At 71.3% G+C, this 22,492-nt stretch carries 19 protein-coding genes and 2 pseudogenes; 5 read left to right on the forward strand and 16 right to left on the reverse strand.

Annotated features, from left to right (window positions below; all coding sequences use genetic code 11):
• Positions 1–310 precede the first annotated feature (310 nt).
• The 5 genes from D6270_RS15065 to bldG all read right to left on the reverse strand — a co-directional run bounded on the left by D6270_RS15065 (position 311) and on the right by bldG (position 6,922).
• Positions 311–1,843, reverse strand: coding sequence for a N5-glutamine methyltransferase family protein (locus D6270_RS15065; protein WP_109164928.1), 1,533 nt, complete (start codon positions 1,841–1,843; stop codon positions 311–313).
• Positions 1,844–2,098: 255 nt separating this feature from the next.
• On the reverse strand, positions 2,099–2,737 hold the full coding sequence (locus tag D6270_RS15070; protein WP_109164927.1) for a small secreted protein: 639 nt from the start codon (positions 2,735–2,737) through the stop codon (positions 2,099–2,101).
• 273 nt (positions 2,738–3,010) lie between these two features.
• Positions 3,011–5,464, reverse strand: a complete 2,454-nt coding sequence (locus D6270_RS15075; protein ID WP_109164926.1) for a sodium-translocating pyrophosphatase — start codon at positions 5,462–5,464, stop codon at positions 3,011–3,013.
• A gap of 456 nt (positions 5,465–5,920) precedes the next feature.
• Entirely contained in the window at positions 5,921–6,373 is a 453-nt protein-coding gene (locus D6270_RS15080) for an ATP-binding protein (RefSeq protein ID WP_109164925.1), read from the reverse strand.
• Positions 6,374–6,580: 207 nt separating this feature from the next.
• Entirely contained in the window at positions 6,581–6,922 is a 342-nt protein-coding gene (gene bldG, locus D6270_RS15085) for an anti-sigma factor antagonist BldG (RefSeq protein ID WP_093690221.1), read from the reverse strand.
• Positions 6,923–7,001: 79 nt separating this feature from the next.
• On the opposite strand from bldG, the gene D6270_RS15090 reads away from it, so the two are divergent.
• On the forward strand, positions 7,002–9,494 hold the full coding sequence (locus tag D6270_RS15090; protein WP_109164924.1) for a DEAD/DEAH box helicase: 2,493 nt from the start codon (positions 7,002–7,004) through the stop codon (positions 9,492–9,494).
• Positions 9,495–9,594: 100 nt separating this feature from the next.
• On the opposite strand, the gene D6270_RS15095 is transcribed toward D6270_RS15090, so the two are convergent.
• Positions 9,595–10,077 (reverse strand): TlpA family protein disulfide reductase, encoded by a 483-nt coding sequence (locus tag D6270_RS15095; RefSeq protein WP_225976862.1) that lies wholly within the window; start codon positions 10,075–10,077, stop codon positions 9,595–9,597.
• A gap of 135 nt (positions 10,078–10,212) precedes the next feature.
• Here D6270_RS15095 and D6270_RS34000 point away from each other — a divergent pair.
• Both D6270_RS34000 and D6270_RS32525 read left to right on the forward strand, forming a co-directional pair.
• Positions 10,213–10,758 (forward strand): annotated as a pseudogene (locus D6270_RS34000) (hypothetical protein); the annotation flags it as partial.
• Entirely contained in the window at positions 10,743–10,904 is a 162-nt protein-coding gene (locus tag D6270_RS32525; protein ID WP_158650522.1) for a hypothetical protein, read from the forward strand. The pseudogene D6270_RS34000 and the gene D6270_RS32525, both read left to right, overlap by 16 nt.
• Positions 10,905–11,105: 201 nt before the next feature.
• Here the strand turns inward: D6270_RS32525 and D6270_RS15105 are convergent, their stop codons facing one another.
• From D6270_RS15105 to ssd, 8 genes are all read right to left on the reverse strand, one after another.
• Positions 11,106–11,453: a LuxR C-terminal-related transcriptional regulator gene (locus D6270_RS15105; protein ID WP_109164922.1), complete on the reverse strand. Its 348-nt coding sequence runs from the start codon at positions 11,451–11,453 to the stop codon at positions 11,106–11,108.
• 142 nt (positions 11,454–11,595) lie between these two features.
• Positions 11,596–11,925, reverse strand: coding sequence for an Rv3654c family TadE-like protein (locus D6270_RS15110; protein ID WP_151414681.1), 330 nt, complete (start codon positions 11,923–11,925; stop codon positions 11,596–11,598).
• A 124-nt stretch (positions 11,926–12,049) separates the two neighbouring features.
• Positions 12,050–12,517 carry a TadE family type IV pilus minor pilin gene (locus D6270_RS15115; protein WP_204117115.1) on the reverse strand — a complete coding sequence of 156 codons (468 nt, stop codon included), beginning with the start codon at positions 12,515–12,517 and terminating at the stop codon, positions 12,050–12,052.
• On the reverse strand, positions 12,504–12,767 hold the full coding sequence (locus D6270_RS15120; protein ID WP_109167430.1) for a DUF4244 domain-containing protein: 264 nt from the start codon (positions 12,765–12,767) through the stop codon (positions 12,504–12,506). Before D6270_RS15120 ends, D6270_RS15115 begins: the two co-directional genes overlap by 14 nt.
• A gap of 108 nt (positions 12,768–12,875) precedes the next feature.
• Positions 12,876–13,874, reverse strand: a complete 999-nt coding sequence (locus D6270_RS15125; protein WP_109164921.1) for a type II secretion system F family protein — start codon at positions 13,872–13,874, stop codon at positions 12,876–12,878.
• Complete coding sequence (locus tag D6270_RS15130; protein ID WP_109164920.1) at positions 13,871–14,791, reverse strand: type II secretion system F family protein; 921 nt, start codon at positions 14,789–14,791, stop codon at positions 13,871–13,873. Before D6270_RS15130 ends, D6270_RS15125 begins: the two co-directional genes overlap by 4 nt.
• Positions 14,788–15,936, reverse strand: coding sequence for a TadA family conjugal transfer-associated ATPase (locus D6270_RS15135; RefSeq protein ID WP_109164919.1), 1,149 nt, complete (start codon positions 15,934–15,936; stop codon positions 14,788–14,790). The genes D6270_RS15130 and D6270_RS15135 overlap by 4 nt, the downstream gene beginning before the upstream one ends.
• Complete coding sequence (gene ssd / locus D6270_RS15140; protein ID WP_109164918.1) at positions 15,933–17,072, reverse strand: septum site-determining protein Ssd; 1,140 nt, start codon at positions 17,070–17,072, stop codon at positions 15,933–15,935. Before ssd ends, D6270_RS15135 begins: the two co-directional genes overlap by 4 nt.
• Before the next feature lie 503 nt (positions 17,073–17,575).
• On the opposite strand from ssd, the gene D6270_RS15145 reads away from it, so the two are divergent.
• Positions 17,576–18,424, forward strand: coding sequence for an HAD family hydrolase (locus tag D6270_RS15145; RefSeq protein WP_109164917.1), 849 nt, complete (start codon positions 17,576–17,578; stop codon positions 18,422–18,424).
• 484 nt (positions 18,425–18,908) lie between these two features.
• Here the strand turns inward: D6270_RS15145 and D6270_RS15150 are convergent.
• Positions 18,909–19,732 (reverse strand): annotated as a pseudogene (locus tag D6270_RS15150) (oxidoreductase).
• A 102-nt stretch (positions 19,733–19,834) separates the two neighbouring features.
• On the opposite strand from D6270_RS15150, the gene D6270_RS15155 reads away from it, so the two are divergent.
• Positions 19,835–20,830 (forward strand): ATP-binding protein, encoded by a 996-nt coding sequence (locus D6270_RS15155; RefSeq protein ID WP_109164915.1) that lies wholly within the window; start codon positions 19,835–19,837, stop codon positions 20,828–20,830.
• Between the two features lie 116 nt (positions 20,831–20,946).
• Here the strand turns inward: D6270_RS15155 and D6270_RS15160 are convergent, their stop codons facing one another.
• Positions 20,947–22,275, reverse strand: coding sequence for a polysaccharide deacetylase family protein (locus D6270_RS15160; RefSeq protein WP_109164914.1), 1,329 nt, complete (start codon positions 22,273–22,275; stop codon positions 20,947–20,949).
• Positions 22,276–22,492 lie beyond the last annotated feature (217 nt).

Raw genomic sequence — 22,492 nt, forward strand, 5'->3', positions numbered from 1 at the left:
GCCGAGCACCGGCGGCAGCCGCGAGCAGCACCTCCGCGAGCCCCGGCAGAGCGCCGAGCGGAATCCGCAGACCGAGCAGGAGAGCGGCGGCGGTGAGCATGAAGGCACTGATGAGGAGGCCGCTGAGGACATAAGGCAGAGCCCGGCCGATCCGGAGCGGAGTCCGGTGGCGGGGCTGAGGAGGACCGCTCCGAGGGCGTGCGGTCCCAGCGCCAGGTGCATGCTGCAGAACGCGTCCCACAGCGGGCTGATGGCGATCCGGGTGGCCCCGAGTAAGGCCTCGTCCGACTCGATCCGGATCACACCGCGCTCACCCGATCCCCTGTCCCGCGACAGGGCTCGCCACCGGCTCCAGGAAGCCCTCCTCGACCAGCAGCCGGATCGCCTGCGGGGTGCGGTCGCGCAGGAGCACCGGGTCCTCGGACATCAACTGGGCGATGGCGTCCAGGATCCGTCCGGCGGGCAGCGAACCGTCGCACACCCCGGCGAACCCGGCGGCCACCGCGTCCACCTTGGTCGCCCGCATCATCCCGCGGTGCTGGCGCAGCACCACATGCTCGGGATCCTCGGCCCCGGGCAGGCCCACCTGCTCCTGCACGACCTCGGTGGCGAGGGTGAAGTGCCCGGCGAGGAGGGCGGCGTCGTCCTGGTCGCGCAGATAGTCCTGGCGGGCGAAGTGCTCCTCCACGGCCCGGCCCAGCGGCTGCTGCACGGCGTGCGGCCACTCCTCGACGACGATCGACGGGCGCCCCGCGGCCGCGGCGGCGGACCTGCGCAACGTGATCCAGCCGAAGCCGACCGAGGTGGTGCCGCGTGCCTCGAACTCGTCCAGCCACGCCTCGTACCGCTCCGCGTACGCCTCCGGGTCGCTGCGGTGGTCGCCGCTGTCGCGCAGCCAGAGCTCGGCGTACTGCGTGACGTCCTGGACCTCGCGCTGCACGATCCAGGCGTCGCACCCGGCGGGCACCCAGGAGCGCAGCCGGTCCTGCCACTCCTCGCCCTCGACGTGCTGCCAGTTGGCGAGGAACTGGGCGTATCCCCCCTCGTTCAGATGGTCGCCCGCCTGCTGGACCAGGGTGCGGCAGAGGTCGTCGCCGGCCATGCCGCCGTCCCGGTAGGTGAGGCGTGCGCCGGGCGAGATGACGAAGGGCGGGTTGGAGACGATCAGGTCGAAGGTCTCCGTACCGACCGGCTCGAAGAGGGAGCCCTCGCGGAGGTCGGCGGGGGCGGCGCCGGAGAGGGCGAGGGTGAGCCGGGTGAACTCCAGGGCGCGGGGGTTGAGGTCGGTGGCGGTGACGCGGGTGGCGTGCTGGGTGGCGTGCAGCGCCTGGATGCCGGAGCCCGTACCGAGGTCGAGGGCCGAGGCGACCGGCGCACGCACGGTGATGGAGGCGAGGGTGGTCGAGGCCCCGCCGACGCCGAGGACGACGCCCTCCTCGTGGGAGCCGATCCCGCCCGCACCGCCCACCGCGCAGCCGAGGTCGGAGACGATGAACCAGTCCTCACCGTCCGGACCGCCGTAGGGCCGTACGTCGACGGTGGCGCGGACCAGGCCGCCCTCGACGCTCACCCAGCCGTCCCGGACGCACTCCTCCAGCGGCAGGGCGGCGCGGGCCTGCTCCTGGGGGACGGGGCGCTGGAGGAGGAACAGCCGGACCAACGTGTCGAGTGGCGACGCGCCCCGGGTGGCACGCAAAGCGGGCACGGTCTCGCTGCGGGCGAGCGCGGCATAGGCGGAGGCGCCGAGCCGGTCGAGGAGGCCGTCGGCGGTGAAGGCCGCGGCGAGCAGCGCCTCACGGAGGCCGGCGGTGTGGTCGGGTGCGGGAAGGCTGGTCTCACTCACCCGACCATTGTGTCCGGTCCCACTGACAACGGCAGCGGCCCGGCCACCCACAGGGTGTCTGGGCCGCCGTACCGAGGCCGTTTCCGGCGGCCCGCAGAGCTCCGGGGGTCCCGGGCCGCCGGACGCCGGGTTCTCACGAGTCGCCGGCCCCCGAGTCGTTCCGGGTCGCCAGGTCCCCCGAATCGCCGGGCCGCCGGGTCGCCAGGTCCCCCAGGTCTCCGGAAACGATCTCCCGGGAGCCTCAGGGGCCGAGGGCTAGGCCTTCTTCTCCTCCGACGCCGACGCCGAGGGGGTCGCCGCACCCGCATCCGGCGCCGCGGAGCCCCCGGGGCTGGCGGGCCCGGTCGAGGGCGCCGGCTTCTGGCAGCCCTTCTGCTTCGACATCGCGGTGCCGACTTCGCCGGACTGGAGCTTCTTCAGCGCCTGGTCACCGCTGGTGCTGATCTTGTTCAGCTCGTCGGCGATGCCCTTGAGGCCGTCGGCGAACTTCGCCTGGTCCTTGGTCTCCAGTGCGTCGACCTTGGTCTTCAGACCCGCGTACGCCGTGGCGGAGGCGTTGAGCTCCTTCACGGCCTCCTTCTGCGTGGTCTCACCGTCGTCCACCGGCGGCGGACCGGCCGAGTCCACGGCCGTGCCGAGCGACTTGTACGCCTGGGAGATCTGCTGGAAGGCGGCCGAGTCCGTCTTCTGGACGTCGGCGGGCTTGCTGTTGTCAGCGGTCTGCTGCTGGATGGAGGCGTTGGCGTTGGCGATCTTCTGCAGCTGCGGCTGGACCTGGTCGCAGACCTTCTTGGCCCAGTCGTTCACCTTGTCATCGCTGTCGTCGCTGCAGCCCGACAGCGTCAGTACGAGTACCGCACCGCCGGACAGTGCGGCTGCAAGCTTCTTGTTCACCGGTTGGTCCCTTCCAAGGCTCTCGGCCCCGGAACTTACACGCCGAGGGGGCACCATCCGGGTGCCGGGCATCCGGTGCACCCCCTTTTGAAGCCATTTGCACCAAGGGAAATGAGGGAGATGCCACTCGGCCGGGCAGTCCGACACCCGTACGGTCACTCACCGGAACGACGGGATTCGCTCACCGGTCCCACACAGGGGGAACGCGCGGGCGGTACGTCAACACGCACCACCCGCCCGCATGATGACCGGACGTCACCCGGAGCCGCGGACCTAGGAGGCGGCAGCCGGGTCCTGTGACGGCACCGACGGGCCACCGCCGCCCGGCGCCCCGCTGTCGTCCTCGCCCACGGCGATGCCGCGCCGCTTGGACACGTAGACCGCGCCGACGATGACCACGACGGCGAAGACGGCCACCAGCGCCCGGATCCAGGGGTTCGCGTCCGCCCCGTAGCTGAACTGCACCACCGCGGGCGCGATGAGCAGCGCCACCAGGTTCATCACCTTCAGGAGCGGGTTGATCGCCGGCCCCGCCGTGTCCTTGAACGGGTCGCCGACCGTGTCACCGATCACGGTCGCGGCGTGCGCGTCGCTGCCCTTGCCGCCGTAGTGCCCGTCCTCGACGAGCTTCTTGGCGTTGTCCCAGGCCCCGCCGGAGTTGGCGAGGAAGACCGCCATCAGGGTGCCGGTGGCGATGGCGCCCGCGAGGTACGAGCCGAGCGCGCCGACGCCGAGGCTGAACCCGACCGCGATCGGCGCCAGGACCGCGAGCAGGCCGGGCGTGGCCAGCTCGCGCAGGGCGTCCTTGGTGCAGATGTCGACGACGCGGCCGTACTCCGGCTTCTCCGTGTAGTCCATGATCCCGGGGTGCTCGCGGAACTGCCGCCGGACCTCGTGGACGACCGCCCCGGCCGACCGCGAGACCGCGTTGATGGCGAGCCCGGAGAAGAGGAAGACGACCGCCGCGCCGAGGATCAGGCCGACGAGATTGTTGGGCTGGGAGATGTCCAGGCTCAGTCCCAGCTCCCCCGCCCCGGCCCCCACGTCGGCGACCGCCGAGGCGATGGCGTCGCGGTAGGAGCCGAAGAGCGCGGCCGCCGCGAGAACGGCGGTGGCGATGGCGATGCCTTTGGTGATGGCCTTGGTGGTGTTGCCGACGGCGTCCAGGTCGGTGAGCACCTGGGCCCCGGCGCCGGTCACGTCACCGGACATCTCGGCGATGCCCTGGGCGTTGTCGGAGACCGGCCCGAAGGTGTCCATGGCGACGATGACGCCGACCGTGGTGAGCAGCCCGGTCCCGGCGAGCGCCACCGCGAAGAGCGCCAGCATGATCGACGTACCGCCCAGCAGGAACGCCCCGTAGACGCCGAGGCCGATCAGCAGGGCGGTGTAGACGGCCGACTCCAGGCCGATGGAGATACCGGCCAGCACCACGGTCGCCGGGCCGGTCAGCGAGGACTTCCCGATGTCCTGGACCGGGCGGCGCTCGGTCTCGGTGAAGTAGCCGGTGAGCTGCTGGATCAGCGCGGCCAGGACGATGCCGATGGCCACCGCCACCAGGGCGAAGACCCGCGGGTCGCCGCCGTGTGTGGTGATCGCCTCGTCGGCGACCCCGGTCAGCTCGGCGTACGAGGACGGCAGATAGACGAAGGCCGCCACGGCCACCAGGACGAGGGAGACGACCGCGGAGATGAAGAAGCCCCGGTTGATCGCGGTCATCCCGCTGCGGTCGGCGCGGCGCGGGGCGACGGCGAAGATCCCGATCATCGCGGTGACGACGCCGATCGCCGGGACCATCAGGGGGAAGGCCAGGCCGGAGTCGCCGAAGGCGGCCATGCCGAGGATGAGTGCGGCGACGAGCGTCACGGCGTACGACTCGAAGAGGTCGGCGGCCATGCCGGCGCAGTCACCGACGTTGTCGCCCACGTTGTCGGCGATGGTTGCGGCGTTGCGCGGATCGTCCTCCGGAATGCCCTGCTCCACCTTGCCGACTAGGTCGGCGCCCACATCGGCGGCCTTGGTGAAGATCCCGCCACCGACCCTCATGAACATGGCGATCAGCGCAGCCCCGAGGCCGAAGCCTTCCAGCACCTTGGGCGCGTCGGCCGCATAGACGAGCACCACACAGGAGGCACCGAGCAGTCCGAGCCCCACCGTGATCATTCCGACCACACCACCGGTACGGAAGGCGATTTTCGTCGCCCGGTGCGAAACGGTGGTGAGATCCCTTTCCGGTTCACCTTCCGCCGGCGTCGCCTCACGCGCGACGGCGGCCACGCGCACATTGCTCCGTACGGCGAGTCGCATACCGATGTATCCGGTCACCGCCGAGAAAAGCGCACCCACCAGGAAGAAGAGCGAACGCCCCGCGCGCTGCGACCAGTTGTCGGCCGGCAACACCAGCAACAGGAAGAACACGATCACGGCGAACACGCCGACCGTCCGCAGTTGCCGGGACAGATAGGCGTTGGCGCCCTCCTGGACCGCCGCGGCGATCTCCTTCATACGCTCGGTACCCTCGCCGGCCGCCAGCACCTGGCGCACCAGCAGCCGGGCGACGATGAGCGCGGCGACGGCGACGACCGCCACGATGATGACGATCAGCCGGTTGTCGTCGGTGAGGACCGCCGCCGCGAGGGAGACGGGCCCGTCGGAAAGTGCGGATTCTTGCGTCGGTGCAGCCATTGCGGCCGGTGCAGCCATTGGGGTGGTGAAGAACTCCGCCATACGTCCTCCTTGACGCTCAGCGCTCAAGACGTGGACGGATTGTAGGGAGCGGAACCTGATCAAAACAGTGGTCGGGAAGAGAATTGATCGCACTCCTCCCAACGCCGAAAGATCGACGGAGGCATTTCCCCGAATGCAGTAACGGAGCAGGTGCATTACCCAGGCGCATTACCCGGCCGCATTACGGGAGAGGCAGCGCGGAACCACAGGGAAAAGCCCTGCTCAGCAGGGCCTGGAAAAGTAAACGGAGAGTCGCCGTTATGCCGCCGCCGTACCGGACACCTGCATGGCGCCGCCGCGCAGGACCGCATGCCTCAAGGGCGGGCCGGGCACCTCACGGGCAGGCCGCACGGTCAGGTCCGGGCCCCGCACGCCTCAAGGGCGGGCCGCACGAACAAGGCCGGGTCCCGCTCGTTTCAAGGACAGGCCACACGCCTCAAGGCTGGGGCGGACGCCTCAGCGGCGTACCGCGGCCAGGGCCGTCGGCCAGCTCATACGGATGGTTCCGCCCTCCGCACCGGACCGGACCTCCACGTCGTCGACGAGGCCGCTGATGACCGCGAGGCCCATCTCGTCCTCGCCGCCGTCGCCCTCGGGCTCGTCCGGACCTCCGGAGGCGCCGCTGCGCGCTCCGGGCGCGGCGGACCCGCTCGCGGGGTCGGGGACACCGTCCCCGACCTCGATGGAGAACGCCTTCTCCTCCTCGGTCAGCACCACGCTGACCGGCGCGGTGATGCCGTGACTGCGGTGCAGCCCCACGGCACGGCTGCACGCCTCACCGACGGCGAGCCTGACCTCGTCGAGCACGGCCTCGTCGACGCCGGCCCGGCGCGCCACGGCGGCCGCCACGAGGCGAGCCGTCCTGACATGTTCGGGCTGGGCGCTGAAGCGGAGTTCAACGGTGGCCATGCGATCCCCCTGGGACGTTCGGGCGTACGCGTCAGAGGCCCCGGGCCTTGAGCCCGGCACCCCTGCTCTCCTCCGGAACCGACAAGATCGACAAAGCCGACAGCCGGCCCGAAGGCCGACCGTCTGCCCGCCGCGGCCCGGTCGCTGCCGCTGTCGGTCCGTTCACTGCCTGACGACCGGCCCGGGGGCCGGTCGGGAAAACCGACCTCAGTCGGTGGCGGCGACGGCCTCGTCGACCGTGGTGTGAATCGGGAACACCTTGGTCAGGCCCGTGATCCGGAAGATCTTGAGAATGCGCTCCTGGTTGCAGACCAGGCGCAGCGAGCCCTCATGGGCCCGGACACGCTTCAAGCCGCCCACGAGCACGCCGAGACCGGTGGAGTCGAGGAAGTCGACACCTTCCATGTCGACAACCAGGTGGTAGCTGCCGTCATTCACCAACTCGACCAACTGCTCGCGCAGCTTGGGCGCGGTATACACATCAATCTCGCCACCGACCTCGACAACCGTACGGTCGCCAACATTGCGAGTCGACAGGGACAGGTCCACGGATCCTCCAGCACCTTGCTATCGAGCGGTCGCCCCTCGGTCTCCCCGACGGAGGCCAGGGGACGGATCGCCAGCCGCGATGGCATTCAATCACTTACCAGCAGCCATGCACGACGCCTTGGGACCATTGTCCGTCACGCCAGTGACACACTCGGTGCCGATGGCCAAGAATCACCGTCCCGGACGACCACCCGAGAGTGGGGACATGCGCCCCTCTCCCGCCATGATCCTCGACCGGCTCGCCACAGGGGCGGGCCGGGCCGCGCGCATCACTCATACGGAGCACCTGCCCCCTAGATCGGGAACCCATGCCATCTGGCCGGATCGCATCCGGCCAGAAGTGATCTCGGCGATCGAAAGAGCCGGAATCGACCATCCGTGGGCCCACCAGGCCACCGCCGCCGAGCACGCGCTGGACGGCGAATCGGTCGTGATCGCCACCGGCACGGCGTCCGGCAAGTCGCTCGCCTACCTCGCCCCGGTCCTCAGCACCCTGCTGGCGGGCTCCGAGGCGCCGAACGGCCGCGGGGCCACGGCTCTGTACCTCGCCCCCACCAAGGCGCTGGCCGCCGACCAGCGGCGCTCCGTGAAGGCCCTGGCGGCGCCCCTGGGCAACGCTGTACGGCCTGCGGTCTACGACGGCGACACCCCGGTCGAGGAACGCGAGTGGGTGCGGCAGTACGCGAACTACGTCCTGACCAACCCCGACATGCTGCACCGCGGCATCCTGCCGTCCCACCCCCGGTGGTCCTCCTTCCTGCGCGCGCTGCGGTTCGTCGTGATCGACGAGTGCCACACCTACCGGGGCGTCTTCGGCTCCCATGTCGCCCAGGTCCTGCGCAGGCTGCGCCGCCTCTGCGCCCGCTACGGGGCCGACCCGGTCTTCCTGCTCGCCTCCGCCACGGCGGCCGACCCATCGGTCGCCGCCGGGCGCCTGACGGGCCTTCCGGTCAGGGAGGTGTCCGACGACGCCTCCCCGCGCGGCGAGCTGGTCTTCGCCCTCTGGGAGCCTCCGCTGACCGATCTGCACGGCGAGAAAGGCGCGCCCGTACGCCGTACCGCCACGGCCGAGACCGCCGACCTGCTCACCGATCTGACCGTCCAGGGGGTCCGCTCGGTCGCCTTCGTACGTTCCCGGCGCGGCGCCGAACTGATCTCGGTCATCGCCAAGGAACGTCTGGCGGAGGTGGACCGCTCCCTGCCGAAGCGGGTCGCCGCCTACCGTGGCGGCTACCTCCCGGAGGAGCGCCGCGCCCTGGAACGGGCCCTGCACTCCGGTGAGCTCCTGGGGCTGGCGGCCACCACCGCCCTGGAACTGGGCATCGACGTCTCCGGCCTCGACGCCGTCGTCATCTGCGGCTACCCGGGCACCCGGGCCTCCCTCTGGCAGCAGGCGGGGCGCGCCGGCCGGTCGGGGCAGGGCGCCCTGGCCGTGCTCGTCGCCCGGGACGATCCGCTGGACACCTATCTGGTGCACCACCCGGAGGCGCTGTTCCGGCAGCCCGTGGAGTCGACCGTGCTGGACCCGGACAACCCCTACGTCCTGGCCCCCCATCTGTGCGCGGCCGCCGCCGAGCTGCCCCTCACCGAGCCCGACATCGCGCTCTTCGGACCCGCCGTGCCTGAGCTGCTGCCCCAGCTGGAGGCCGCGAAGCTGCTGCGCCGGCGGGCGTCCGGGTGGCACTGGACCCGCCGCGAGCGGGCCGCCGACCTCACCGACATCCGGGGCGGGGGCGGACGCCCCGTACAGATCGTGGAGGAGTCCACCGGGCGCCTGCTGGGCACGGTCGACGCGGCCGCGGCCCACACCGCCGTCCACGAGGGCGCCGTCCACCTCCACCAGGGCCGCACCCACCTGGTCCGGAAACTGGATCTGGAGGACTCCGTCGCCCTGGTCGAACAGGCAGACCCCCCGTACTCCACCGTCGCCCGCGACACCACCGCCATCTCCGTCCTGGAGACCGACACCGAGATCCCCTGGGGCCAGGGGCGGCTCTGCTACGGCTCCGTCGAGGTCACCAACCAGGTCGTCTCCTTCCTCCGCCGCAAGCTGATGACCGGTGAGGTCCTGGGCGAGACCAAACTCGACCTGCCGCCCCACACCCTGCGCACCCGGGCCGTCTGGTGGACGGTCACCGAGGACCAACTCGACGCCGCCCGGATCAACCCGGAGATCCTCGGCGGCGCCCTCCACGCGGCCGAGCACGCGTCGATCGGCCTGCTCCCGCTCTTCGCCACCTGCGACCGCTGGGACATCGGCGGCGTCTCGATACCGCTCCACCCGGACACCCTGCTGCCGACGGTCTTCGTCTACGACGGCCACCCGGGCGGCGCGGGATTCGCCGAACGCGCCTTCCACACCGCCCGTACGTGGCTGACGGCGACCCGTGAAGCCATCGCCTCCTGCGAGTGCGAGGCGGGCTGCCCCTCCTGCATCCAGTCCCCCAAGTGCGGCAACGGCAACGAACCCCTGCACAAACGCGGCGCCGTACGCCTGCTCACCGAACTCCTCAACGGAGCTCCACCGGAAGCGCCACCAGAGGCGCAGCAGGAGGACCGGCCCGGGACCTGACGGACCAGACCTGATCCGTCAGGTCCCGGGCCCTCACGGTTCAGACTTGAGATCCGACGGTTCGGAACGGCACAGCACAGGCCCGGAACGGCAGCACGGATCAGGCCGGCAACAGCGGCGTGACCAGCTTCTTCAGCTCCGCCTCGCCGATCGCCCCGATCCGGGTCGCCGCGATCCGCCCCTCGGGGTCGACGACGATGGTGAACGGGTAGCCGACGGTGCTGACCACGCCCTTCGGAAGGCGGAGAAGCTGCCGCCCCTGCGGGTCGTGCAGGCTCGGATAGACGAGCGCGGTGTCCTTCTCGAAGGCACGCGCCGCCCCGACCGAGACATCCGCGTTGACCCCGACCACCCGCAACCCCTTGGCCCGCAGCTCCTCGTGCACCCGGGAGAGGCCGGGAGCCTCCGCACGGCACGGGCCGCACCACGACGCCCAGGCGTTGACCACGACAACCTTGCCCCGCAGCCCCTTGAGGCTGACCCGGCCGTCGCCGTCCACGCGCTCACCCGCCAGCTCCGGCATCGCCGGACGGTCAGCAGGGGCGAAGGACTTCAGCGGCCCGGGCCTGCGGGCGTCGTCCACCGGCGAAGGGGAGGCCGAGCATCCCGCCAGCGCGGCAAGGAGAAGGACCGCCGCACATGAGGCTCGTAGCGCTTTCACGCTCGCCGATGATGCCACCGTCGCCTCCGGGCTCCGCACGACAAGACGCAGCGGTGGACGCTCAAGCGGCTTTCCAAGAACAAGTCGCTGTTCACCATCAAGAACGACAAGTCCGGGAAGTGCCTGGTCGTCGGCGCCAAGAGCCGACTGCTACAGAGCACCTGCAACTCGGCGAAGAAGAGCCACCAGTGGGCCTATCGGCGATTCGAAGGTCTCCAGCAGGTCGGCGGGCAAGGCCATCGCCTGCTCTTGGCGCACTTGGCCAGCACCAGCCGAGCGTTGTTCTTCTTGCCGCCGCTCGTGGAAAGGCATTTGCCCGGCCTACACCCGCTCCAGCCGAGTGTGCGCGTACGGGTCCTTCGCCTGGGGCGCAGCGGCCTGTGCGGGTGCCGAAAGGGCCGCCAACGACCCTGCCGTGAGCGCGGCCGGTACGAGCGATCCGGTCGCCTTACGCATCGAGGCCCCCCCTTCATGCAGGAACAAAAGACTGAGCGTCCGAAACTAGGGGTGAACTCCATTCCGTTACCAGGTCCTTTCGGGAGGTGTCCAAAGGGGCATTGCCTCAAAGGGACGGAGGAAAGACCCCCATGCGCTGCGGTGTGACCGGGCTCGGGCCCACCGTGGACCCCTGCTTCGCGGCCGAAGGCGTCGACTGGGTCGTCGACACCGCGCGATCCAGCGACAACAAGAAGGTGATCGTCACCTATGGCCGCCCCCGGCCACCGAGGTCACCGTCACCCACTCCCTGAAGGCGGCCGACGAGGTCCTCGTGGAGCTCTCGGCCCTCATAGCACCGATACCGCAGACCTCGGAGTGCATCCGGTCGTAGCGAACTCCCACCACTCCGAGGCGACCTGAACTCTCCTCCTGTCGCGCACCGCCCGAAAGGCGGCACCGAACCGGCCATGCCCGCGCCCGCCCTTGCTACGGCACGGGTGCGGCGGCCGCCCTCATGCGGCAGCAGGCCCCCGGTGACGGCCAGCTGCCGCCCCCTGGTGTCGCGAGCACGAGGGATCGTCACACAGCACGTCATGCGCCAGAGCCGACACGATCGTTGCCTGCGTCCGCGTCTCCTGACCGATCTTGCCCACGATGTTCGCGATATGCGCCTTGACCGTCCTGTCCGCTATCCCCAGCTCCCGCGCCAACTGCCTGTTGCCCAGGCCCGTACCGAGCTGGAGAGGCACTTCCTTCTCCCGGTCGGTGAGGCTCTCCAACCGCCATGCGGCGCTCCTGGGGTCCTGCCCCGTACCCAGGTATGGACAAGGTGTTTCCACTGCCTCGGACCGTGTGGTCATTCCGGCCCTCCCTGATCTCCGCTCCCTACCAGCAGACGCCTGTGGCCTGGTGATGCCAGAGATCGTTTTCTACCGTACCGCCCGTCTCTGACGTCAGCGCGGGCCATTACCAGGCGCCAGAGATCGCTTCACACCCGCGGCATCACCCTTTCAGGAGGGGCTCGGCCGGAGGGGCGGCCCGAGCCCGGACAGCCGGTGAGTAGCGCCCGAAGTCCGACCGGGCAACCACGTCGGCGATACCCCCGTGCACCGCGCAGCGGACGAGCACCGCCTTCTGGGCCAAGGCCACCTTCAAAGCCGCCCCGCACGCGACCTCCTGCCCCTCCAACACCCGGTCCGCAGCCGCCAGGGCCGCCAGATCCGCCGCACCACCGGCCCGGTGACGTGCGGTCACGGCCTGCCCCAGCTCAAGCACGAGGGCGAACACCGCGCACAGGGCCACCGTGGTGACAGCCACCCACACCGTGGCCACCCCCCGATCCCCTCCCCAGGGCCGCCCTCCACCCGGCCGCCCACCCCGGGCCGGGGTGCGGAACCGGTCCCAGAACTCCTCCCGGCGGCGCGGCCAACACCCGCCCGGCCGGGGCTCATCGGCTTCACAGCACAACACCTCCCACCGTGTCCTCGGCCAAGGCAGCCGCCTCGGCACGCAGCGTCAGGGCCAGGGCCGCCGGCCCCGGAGTCGGCGCCTCCACCGTTACGCGCCACATCTCCCCGGCCCTTCCCACCGAGACCCGGGCCCCACCGGGCGCGGCATCGCGCGCGGCCGCCAGCACCGCCGCCTCCGGTTCCGAACGGGCCACGGCCCGGGCCCCCGCCCTCGCCGCGTCCACGCACCGAATCTGGGCCGAGGCCGCCGCCAACGCCCAGAGCAGCGCCATGGCGAAGGCCACCAACACCGGAATGACCACGGCCGCCTCCGCCGTAACTGCCCCACGGTCCCGAAGCCCCCACGCTCTCCGGCGCCGGATCCCGGTCTCGGAACCCCTGGCTCTGCTCCGAGGCCGGACCCCGGTCTCAGGCCCCCTCCTCCGGTGACCGGCCCCGGCCTCAGAACTTCGCATCGAGTGCGCTCTCGATCATGGACTGCATAGCCGACATCACCGGCCCGCTGTTGACCACCTTGTAGAGCACGGCGGCGAAGGCACACGCGGCGATGGTGCCCACCGCGTATTCGGAAGTGGTCATCCCGCAGTCGGACGACCGGCCCGGCCTTCCCGACCACCGTGCGAACCATGCGGCCGACCGGCTCGGCTGCCCCTTCGGCAGCCGCCTGCGGCGGGATGCGCCCACCGCACCCCCCTCGTGTTCCATCTGCTCCGTCACTTCATCGAACTTCTTGTTCATGTCGTCCCCCGATGGGCGTCGATCGATAGCGAGCAGGCGTCCGAACGGACCGCCCGCGAGTGGAAGCCGGGCCGGCTAGCCCGTGGCCAGCAGTCCGCCGGCCAGGCCGATGATCACCGGCGCCACCCCCACCGCCAGGAAGGCGGGGAGGAAGCACAGCCCGACCGGTGCGGTGATCAGGACCCCGGCCCGCTGGGCACGGGCCACGGCGGCACCGGCCTGCTCGGCGCGCATGGCCTCGGCCAGCCTGGAGACCGGCTCCGCCGCCGGGGCCCCGGTCGATCCGGCCCGATGCAGGCAGCGGGCCAGCGGCCCAGCGCCCGGTATCTCCCCGAGCCGCCCCCACGCCTCGGCGGGCTCCCCGCCCAGGCGGATCTCGGCAGCGGCCCCGGCCAGCCGGTCGCCGACCGGGCCACCGATGGACTCGCCGACCGCCTCCGCCGCCTCGCGGGGCCCGGCGCCCACGGCCACGCAGGCCGCCAGCAGGTCGGCGGCCAGAGGAAGCTGCCCGGCGATCGCGGCCCGCTCCTCACGGCTCTCGCCCGAACCGGGCCGGGGCCGGGAACACTGCCAGCGCCATGTCCCGTACGCCGCCGCCGAACCGACCGCACACCCCATCAGGCCGCCGATCAGGATCCACCCGGACAGCCAGGCCCCCACCGGAGCAGCCCACCGCATGACGTCGCCGCGAGCCCCAGCGGCGGCACCGGCACTGCCCCGGGCACTAGCGCTGGCCCCGGCACCACCAATGGCACCGGACCCACTGACCGCCCGGGCACCCCCACGCGCTCGGACACCACCACCCGGCCAAGCGCCCCCACCCGTCCGGGCGCCACTCCCCGCCCGGACCCCGCCCTCGGTGCACGTGGAGCGGTCCGTCCAGCCCCGCACCACCGCCGTCCAGGACCACCAGCCGGCTCCTGCATCCGGTGCGGCCTCCAGCAGCAGTGCGCCCCGGCCACGCACCGCTCGTCTCCGGCGCCCCGCGGCCACGCCCAGTACAAGCTGCACCGCGGCACCCGACAGCGCCGCCAGCATCCCCAGCCTGTGGAGAACTTCTCCCGACGCGCTCATGGAGCCTCCCCTCCCCGCACGATCCGGCAGGCCCAAAGAAGTCCCGCCGCTTCCAGACATCCCCCCACCGCCAGGCAGAACAGCCCGCCGGGCGTGTGCAGCAGCACCCGCAGCGGATCCGCTCCGAGCGCCGCGCCCAGCCCCAGCCCCGCCACCGGCAGCAGCGCCAGCACCACGACGGTCGACCAGGCTCCCGCCAACTGGGCCCGCAGCTCCTCCCGTCTCCGCCGGTCGGCCCGCAACGCCCTCTCCAGGCGGTCCAGGCCGGCCGCGAGACCGGCCCCGCCGTCAACGGCCACCCGCCAGCACGCGGCCATCCCGGACAGGCCGCCCAGCCCCGGCCCATCCGCCGCCTGCCGCAACGCCGCGGGGACATCGCCCCCGAAGCGCGCGGCCGCGAGCACAGCGGCCTCCGCGTCCCCGAGCCACGTACCGCCCCGGCCTCCCGTCCCGCCCCTGACCTGTGGCTCCCCCTCCGCCGCGCACTCCCGCAGCCCGGCCAACAGGGCCTGGCCCGGCTCCTGTCCGGCCCGCAGCTCCCCGACCACGGCCCCGCACAACGCCGCCACCATGTCCGCCGCCCGCTCACACTGCCGCCGCCTGGCACGACCACGCAGCCACCTCCGCACCAGAGGCACCGCCACGGCCCCTGCGACCAGCGGCAGTACCGACGCCCCCAGCACGGCCAGCAGCACCGCCACCGGAACGCACCACCACTCGCGCCGCTCCACGGCCGGCCCCCGGGCTTTGAGCAGCCACGACCACCCGCGCCACGCCCGCCATGGCTCAACCGGCCCGTCCACGAACAGGACCCTCGCCCGCCGAACCCCGGGCTCCCGCATCGCCATCAGCCAGACCGCCACGCCCGCGAAGAGAGCCGCCACATGTGCCGCGTGACCCGCCGCCACCCCCGTCACAGCGCACCCCCGATCAGCGACTCCAGCCGCGCCCAGCCCCGCTCAGGGACGAAGCCGTCAGCGCCCCAGCTCAGGGCCGGCGCCGTGAACACCAGGCCGGCCGCGTCACGCTCCAGCACGTGCACGTCGGCGATCCGTCGGCGTCCGGCCCGGTCCCGTACCAGATGGACGACCACCGAGAGCGCGGCCGCCAACTGGCTGTGCAGAGCGGCCCGGTCCAGCCCTGCGGCAGTCCCCAGCGCCTCCAGCCGAGCGGGAACGTGCTCGGCGGCGTTGGCGTGGACGGTGCCGCAGCCACCCTCATGACCGGTGTTCAGGGCGGCCAGCAGTTCCGTCACTTCAACCCCTCTGACCTCACCCACCACCAGTCGGTCGGGCCGCATCCGCAGCGCCTGGCGCACCAGATCGCGCAAGGTCACCCGCCCCGCGCCCTCCTGGTTGGCCGGGCGGGACTCCAGGCGCACCACATGGGGGTGATCGGGTCGCAGTTCGGCGGAGTCCTCGGCGAGGACGATCCGTTCGTCCGCACCGACGGCGCCCAACAGGCTGGCGAGGAGGGTCGTCTTGCCCGCCCCGGTGCCTCCACTGATCAGGTAGGAGAGGCGGGCCTCCACCATGGCCCGAAGGATCCGGTCGCCACCCGGCGGCACCGTCCCGGCCGCCACCAGCTCCGCCAGCGAGAAGGCGCGCGGGCGCACCACCCGCAGGGAGAGGCAGGTCGAGCCGACGGAGACCGGGGGCAGCACGGCGTGCATACGCGTCCCGTCCGGCAACCGCGCGTCCACCCACGGCCGGGCGTCGTCCAGCCGCCTGCCCGCGACGGCGGCGAGCCGCTGGGCCAGCCGCCGCACCGCCGCCGCGTCCGGGAAGGTGATACCCGTCAGCTGGAGCCCGCCGCCCCGGTCCACCCACACCCGATCGGGCGCGGAGACCAGCACATCGGTCACCTCGGGGTCCGCGAGCAGCGGCTCCAGGACGCCCGTTCCGACGAGCTCACCGCGCAGCTCGGCCGCCACCCCGAGCACCTCGGCGTCGCCCAGCAGCCGCCCCTGGGCCCGAAGTGCTGCCGCCACTCCGGCAGGTGTGGGCGCGTCCCCACTGCGCGCCAGCCGTTGACGTACGGCATCCAGCAGCGCATCAGTCATGGTGCGCCTCCCCCGCCCGGAGCCGCTGCGGAACCCGGCTCCCCGGCTGCCCCGGCCGCCCGCTCCCAGAACTCCGCGCAGAAGCGGGCCAGTGGGGTGCGGGCGCTGCCGCCGGGTGGCGCTCCGACGTCCTGGTCGGCCAGGAGGCCTGGCTCCAGGGGCAGTTCGCCGACGAGCGGCAGGCCGATGGCCTGGGCGACCCAGCTCTCGTCCAGGCCTGCCGCGTACGGTCCCCGAGCCACCACCCGCACGTCGTCCAGCACCATGCGAACCGTGGACGCCACGCGCTTGGCCGCCGCGACCGCCCTCAGCTCGCCCGGCACCACGAGCAGGCCGAGGTCGATCTGGGCCAGGGCTTCCGCGACGCCCTCGTCCATCCGGCGCGGCAGATCAACGACCACCACCCCGCCGAGCCGGCGCGCGGCGGCCAGGACCGCCTGCACGGCCTGCGGCGCGATGGCCACCTCGTCGTCCCGGCCCCAGCTCAGCACCCGCAGTCCGTGGAGCGCGGGCAGCGAGTCCTCCAGGGCCCCACCGCCGAGGCGCCCCTTCGAGTGGGCGAAATCCGGCCACCGCATCCCCTCGGCCCGTTCCCCGCCGAGCAGGACGTCGATGCCCCCGCCCAGCGGGTCCGCGTCGATCAGCATGGTCCGCCGGCCGGACCTCGCCGCGCTGACGGCGAGGGCGCAGGCCAGCGTCGATGCGCCGGAGCCGCCCCGGCCGCCGATCACCCCGACGGTGAGCGCCGGCCTGCCGACACCTTCGGCCGCATTGGCGATCTGGTCGACGAGCCAGCCCTCCGAGTCCGGCAGCCGCAACACGTATTCGGCCCCGATCTCGACGGCCCGCCGCCAGACGTCCGGGTCGCCCTGGTCCCGCCCTACCAGCATCACCCCCCGCCTGCGGGTGGCCCCGCGGCACCGTGCGGCCGCGTCGTCTCCCACCAGGACCATCGGCGCCTGATCCCAGCCGCCCCGCCGCCCTGGCGGCCCGTGATGCACCTCCGGGTCCGCCCCGGCCGCCGCGCAGAGCCGCAGCAGGTCATCGAGCAGCTCCACGTCCTCCGTCACGATCAGCGGTCCGCCGCGTCGCCCTTCGGCAACCGTCAGCCCTTCCCGCGTGAGGGATCCAGCCACGATCTCCGCCCCCTTCTCCCAGCCCCTTCAGTGCGGTTCGCGGCGATCTCGGAGCGTTTCCGAGATGCGCGATTCCGGTACCCGCGGACTTCGCGGGAGGAATCAACGTGCAGCACCACGGAAAAACATGTGGATCTTGCTCGAAAACTGTGGACAACTTCAGCGTTGTGAATATCTCCGTCACCCGAACCAGCGACTTCCGGAGCGCAGCCTCGCTGCTACACACTGTGACGAGACGGGTATCGCGTCGACGCCTGGCACGAGCGGGCCTCACGGGGCCGGGGAGGGAGGGAAGGGCTGGGCCCGGGCGTCAGAAATGCATCCGGACATGCGACGACCCCCGCCGGGGGGGAGAGCGGGGGTCGTCCCCACGGCCGACTCGGGGGGGGAGGAGCCGGACCGGGGTTAGCACGGTCGCGAACGATCCGTGACTTCCATGGTGTACCCGAGGGCCTTCTCAGGCAAACCCACGCGCCGGACTTTACGCCGAATGGCGGCCCCCTATGCTCAGCGTTGTGGAAAACTGCTTCTCGCCGCGCACAGCAGCCTTCTTTGACCTGGACAAGACGGTCATTGCGAAGTCATCGACGCTGACCTTCAGCAAGTCCTTCTACCAAGGCGGACTGATCAACCGCCGCGCCGTACTGCGGACCGCGTACACGCAGTTCGTGTTCCTGGCCGGGGGCGCCGATCACGAGCAGATGGAGAAGATGCGTGCCTACCTCTCCGCCCTCTGCAAGGGATGGAACGTCCAGCAGGTCAAGGAGATCGTCGCCGAGACCCTGCACGACCTGATCGACCCGATCATCTACGACGAGGCGGCCACCCTCATCGAGGAACATCACACGGCCGGCCGCGACGTGGTCATCGTCTCGACCTCCGGTGCGGAGGTCGTCGAACCGATCGGCGAGCTGCTGGGCGCCGACCGTGTCGTCGCCACGCGCATGGTCGTCGGCGACGACGGCTGCTTCACGGGAGAGATCGAGTACTACGCCTACGGGCCGACCAAGGCGGAGGCAGTGCGGGCGCTCGCCGTCTCGGAGGGGTACGACCTTTCGCGCTGCTACGCCTACAGCGACTCGGCGACCGACGTACCGATGCTGGAAGCGGTCGGCCACCCGCACGCGGTCAACCCCGATCGCGCGCTGCGCCGCGAAGCCACCCTTCGCGAGTGGCCGATTCTCGTCTTCAACCGTCCGGTCCGGCTGAAGCAGCGGCTGCCTGCCTTCTCGATGCCGCCTCGCCCGGCACTCGTGGCCGCCGCCGCGGTCGGAGCCGCGGCCGTCACCGCGGGACTCGTCTGGTACGCCAGCCGTCGGCGTGCCGCCGGGGCGGCGGCACTGCCCAGCTGAGCCGACGGGCAGCCGGCCACCAGCGGGCAGAGGACGACCGACGCGGAGCGCCCGACCCATGGGCACCACCGCCCGATTCGCCCATGATTGAACCTAAAAGTAAAGAAGTGGAGCCAGGGCTTCCCCTTCCCCTGTTCCCGGAGTACAAAGGAGTCAACGGCCCGCGAGACCAAGGACATCCGTGAGGATGACCTGTAACGCAGTGAAGGCCCCACGGACCGCGCACGAAAGCCGAGCACCCACGCGACGTCGACCCGTCGATTACGGGCCAGCCGCACCAGGTGACGGGCAAAGCACCCGACCTGATGGGCAATTTACGAGGACGCTTGGTAACTGGGCGGACGTGCCAGCGGCGGTACCGCATTCCGGTACCGCCGCAACCTTTCCCCCGGACCCGTCACCCACCGGGGACGGCCCCGGCGTCACCGACCCCGCCTGCCGTCACCCACCCGGACCACCGCGACCCACGCCGGAGCGCCGACTCCTAAGCCGCGCCGCGCTGCAGGGCCTCGCAGACCGCCGTCGACTCGCGCACTCCGAGCCCCACCGACCGACCGCAGTGCGCGATCCATGCGGCCACGCCCTCCGGGGTCCCCGACGTGTACCCCTCGAAGGCCGCGACGTATGCCGCCCCCCCTGTTCCGCATGCCCCACCTCGGCAGGGCAGACGGACTTCGGGTCCAGTCCGCTGCCGATCAGCACGATGCGCTCGGCGGTCCGCGCCACCAGGCCGTTGTGCGAGCCGAAGGGGCGCAGCGCCAGCAGCTCGCCGTGCACCACTGCGGCCGTCACCAGGGCGGGGGCGGCGGTACCCGCGATGATCAGCTGCGACAGCCCTTCGAGCCGCCCGGCCACCTCGTCGGCGTCGGGGAGCCGCGCTTCGATCAGCGGTTCGTCGACGGGTTCCCCGGCCAGCCGCGGGCGCCCGACCGCATCGTCGGGCGCTGCCCCGCCGGCCGCCACCAGATGCAGCCGCGCCAGCACCCGAAGCGGCGACTGCCGCCAGATGGAGAGTAGTTGCCCGGCCTCCGCAGTGAGCCTCAGCGCGGCTCCGACCACCCGCGCCTCGTCCTCGCCACTGAAGTCGGTGCGCCGGCGCACCTCCTCCAGGTTCCAGACGGCACCGGCGAGCGCCGCCGACCCCCGGGAGCCCCGCAGTGCGGCCTCGGCCGTGATCTCGTTGCTGCGGCGGCGCATGACGCGGTGACCGTAGACGCGGTCGACGGCCTTGCGTACGGAGTCCACGGCATCGGGCACCCCGGGCAGGGAACCGAGCGTGGCGAGCGGGTCTGAGGCAGTCGTACTCATAAGTAGCGAGGCTACGCGCCCCCTACACCCGGACCGCCCCCAAGTGGCCATCTTCACGAACTTCGACAGCGCAGCGCGATCGACCCGCTACCCTAGGTGAACATGAAGATCGCTTTCGTCGGGAAGGGCGGCAGCGGAAAGACCACGCTGTCCTCGCTCTTCATCCGCCACCTCGCCGCCAACGAAGCCCACGTCATCGCCATCGACGCCGACATCAACCAGCACCTCGGGGCCGCCCTCGGCCTCGACGAGGCGGAGGCAGCCGCGCTGCCCGCCATGGGGGCGCACCTGCCCCTCATCAAGGACCATCTGCGCGGTACCAACCCCCGTATCGCCTCCGCCGAGACGATGATCAAGACGACTCCGCCGGGCGAGGGCTCACGGCTGCTGCGGGTCCGCGAGGACAACCCGATCTTCGACGCCTGCGCCCGTACGGTCCGGCTGGACGACGGGGACATCCGGCTGATGGCGACCGGACCGTTCACGGAGTCCGACCTCGGGGTGGCCTGCTACCACTCCAAGGTCGGGGCCGTGGAGCTCTGCCTCAACCATCTGATCGACGGCCCGGAGGAGTACGTCGTGGTGGACATGACGGCAGGGTCGGACTCGTTCGCCTCGGGAATGTTCACGCGCTTCGACATGACGTTCCTGGTCGCGGAGCCGACGCGGAAGGGAGTGTCGGTGTACCGCCAGTACAAGGAGTACGCACGGGACTTCGGCGTCGCGCTGAAGGTCGTCGGTAACAAGGTGCAGGGCCCGGACGACCTGGACTTCCTGCGTGCGGAGGTCGGCGACGACCTGCTGATCGGGGTGGGCCACTCCGACTGGGTGCGGTCCATGGAGAAGGGGAGGCCGTCCCGGTTCGAGCTGCTGGAGGCGGACAACCGGATGGCCCTGCAGTCCCTCCAGGACGCCGCCGAGGACTCGTACGAGCTGCGCGACTGGGAGCGCTACACCCGGCAGATGGTGCACTTCCACCTGAAGAACGCGGAGAGCTGGGGCAACGAGAAGACGGGCGCCGACCTGGCCGCCCAGGTGGACCCGTCCTTCGTGCTCGGCGAGCGGCTCGCGGAAGCGACCGTCCCGGCACCCGCCTGACCTGCGAGCCGCCCCACCCCGCGCCGCCGCCCCGTCAGGCCGCACCGCACCTCCCGTCACCCCGGCGACGTACAGACGTACAGACGTACAACCGGGGTCACGGGAGGGGGCTGCGGCTAGCCCGCGTTCCGGGCTGCCGGCTCTCCGGCCTCCGGACCGGCCGCCTTGCCCTTCTCGCCCTTGGGGGCCGCGGCGGCCTGGGCGCCGAGGTAGGTCTTCCACCCCTCCTTGGGCGCCTCGCCGACGCCGAGGGTGGTGAGCTTGGCCAGCGCCTGCGGGTCCTGCGCGTCCAGCCAGTCCGCGAGCTGCCGGAAGGACACGCAGCGGACCTCTTGCTTGGTGCACACCTTCGCGATGGTCTCCTCGACGGCGCGCATGTAGGTGCCGCCGTTCCAGGACTCGAAGTGGTTGCCGATGATCAGCGGTGCCCGGTTGCCGTTGTACGAGCGGTCGAAGGCCTGAAGCAGGCCGTCACGCATCTGGTTGCCCCAGTAGGTGTGCTGGGAGGGGTCGCCCTGGGTCTTCGTACCGGACTGGTTGACCATGAAGTTGTAGTCCATGGAGAGGGTCTCGAAAGCGCGGCCGGGCATCGGGACGAGCTGGAGCGGGATGTCCCAGACGCCGTCCTTCTTCTTGGGCCAGACCTGGTTGCCGACGCCGCTGGAGTCGTAGCGGAAGCCCATGTTCCGGGCCGCGGCGACCATGTTCTTCTGCCCTTCCAGGCAGGGAGTGCGGGCGCCGACCAGCTCCTGGTCGTAGTCGAAGGGGAGCGGGGCCTCACCCTTCAACTCCGGAGCGTTGGTCTTCCAGTTCTTGACGAAAGCCTTCGCCTGGCTGATCTCGCTCGCCCACTCCTCGACGGACCAGGTGCCCACACCGCCGTCCGGGCCGCAGAAGTGACCGTTGAAGTGGGTGCCGATCTCATTGCCGTCCTTCCAGGCGGCGCGCACCTCGGCGAGGGTGTTGCGAATGCCCTCGGCATCGTTGAAGCCGATGTCGGAGCGGCCCGCCGAGTGCTGCGGCGGAGCGTAGAGGGATCGTTTCTCCTCAGGCAGGAGATACACACCGCTGAGGAAGTACGTCATCTTGGCGTTGTACTTCTTGGCGACGCCGCGGAAGTGCGAGAAGAGCTTCTGGCTGTCTTCTCCGGCCCCGTCCCAGGAGAACACCACGAACTGCGGGGGCTTCTGACCCGGCGCCAGGCGCTGCACGGCAGGCATCTTCGGCTGGGCGCCGGTGAAGGCGGTGGAGCCGTCCCCGATGAGCTTGACGGCGTTCTTCGGGGCGGCCTCCGGGGCGTTCTCCTTCGCGCCGTGAGCCCCCTTCTCCGCGCCAGCACCGACCCCGCCGGGCGCGGAACCCCCGGATCCCGAACAGCCCGCGAGTACGGCGACCAGCGCCGTGGTCATGACGCCCAGGGCGATCCTCTTCGTGGCGGCCATCATCCGCCCACCCTCTTCCTTGCAGGTTTTTTGCGTTGAGTGCCGACACGGCGCGGCCAAACTCGCACGCAGCCCTGCAGGAAGGAGGGCGACATACCGAATGAAAAGCTGCCTATTCACTTGAATGAGTGATGCACTGACCCAAATGACCGGAATGCGAGGCGCTGAACTTTACTCTCCATTACCGTTCATTTACCGAGAGTTGAGAAATCCCGCCGCT

It is taken from the genome of Streptomyces griseus subsp. griseus, from assembly GCF_003610995.1.
Taxonomy (GTDB): Bacteria; Actinomycetota; Actinomycetes; order Streptomycetales; family Streptomycetaceae; genus Streptomyces.

What these genes read in the sequence shown, in the direction of transcription:
- D6270_RS15075 (WP_109164926.1), bottom strand. Translation starts at nt 5,464, where the DNA reads ATGGCGGAGTTCTTCACCACCCCAATGGCTGCACCGGCCGCAATGGCT.
- D6270_RS15080 (WP_109164925.1), bottom strand. Translation starts at nt 6,373, where the DNA reads ATGGCCACCGTTGAACTCCGCTTCAGCGCCCAGCCCGAACATGTCAGG.
- D6270_RS15090 (WP_109164924.1), top strand. Translation starts at nt 7,002, where the DNA reads ATGGCATTCAATCACTTACCAGCAGCCATGCACGACGCCTTGGGACCA.
- D6270_RS32525 (WP_158650522.1), top strand. Translation starts at nt 10,743, where the DNA reads ATGCGCTGCGGTGTGACCGGGCTCGGGCCCACCGTGGACCCCTGCTTC.
- D6270_RS15105 (WP_109164922.1), bottom strand. Translation starts at nt 11,453, where the DNA reads ATGACCACACGGTCCGAGGCAGTGGAAACACCTTGTCCATACCTGGGT.
- D6270_RS15115 (WP_204117115.1), bottom strand. Translation starts at nt 12,517, where the DNA reads ATGCGAAGTTCTGAGGCCGGGGCCGGTCACCGGAGGAGGGGGCCTGAG.
- D6270_RS15120 (WP_109167430.1), bottom strand. Translation starts at nt 12,767, where the DNA reads ATGGAACACGAGGGGGGTGCGGTGGGCGCATCCCGCCGCAGGCGGCTG.
- D6270_RS15125 (WP_109164921.1), bottom strand. Translation starts at nt 13,874, where the DNA reads ATGAGCGCGTCGGGAGAAGTTCTCCACAGGCTGGGGATGCTGGCGGCG.
- D6270_RS15135 (WP_109164919.1), bottom strand. Translation starts at nt 15,936, where the DNA reads ATGACTGATGCGCTGCTGGATGCCGTACGTCAACGGCTGGCGCGCAGT.
- D6270_RS15145 (WP_109164917.1), top strand. Translation starts at nt 17,576, where the DNA reads ATGCTCAGCGTTGTGGAAAACTGCTTCTCGCCGCGCACAGCAGCCTTC.
- D6270_RS15155 (WP_109164915.1), top strand. Translation starts at nt 19,835, where the DNA reads ATGAAGATCGCTTTCGTCGGGAAGGGCGGCAGCGGAAAGACCACGCTG.
- D6270_RS15160 (WP_109164914.1), bottom strand. Translation starts at nt 22,275, where the DNA reads ATGATGGCCGCCACGAAGAGGATCGCCCTGGGCGTCATGACCACGGCG.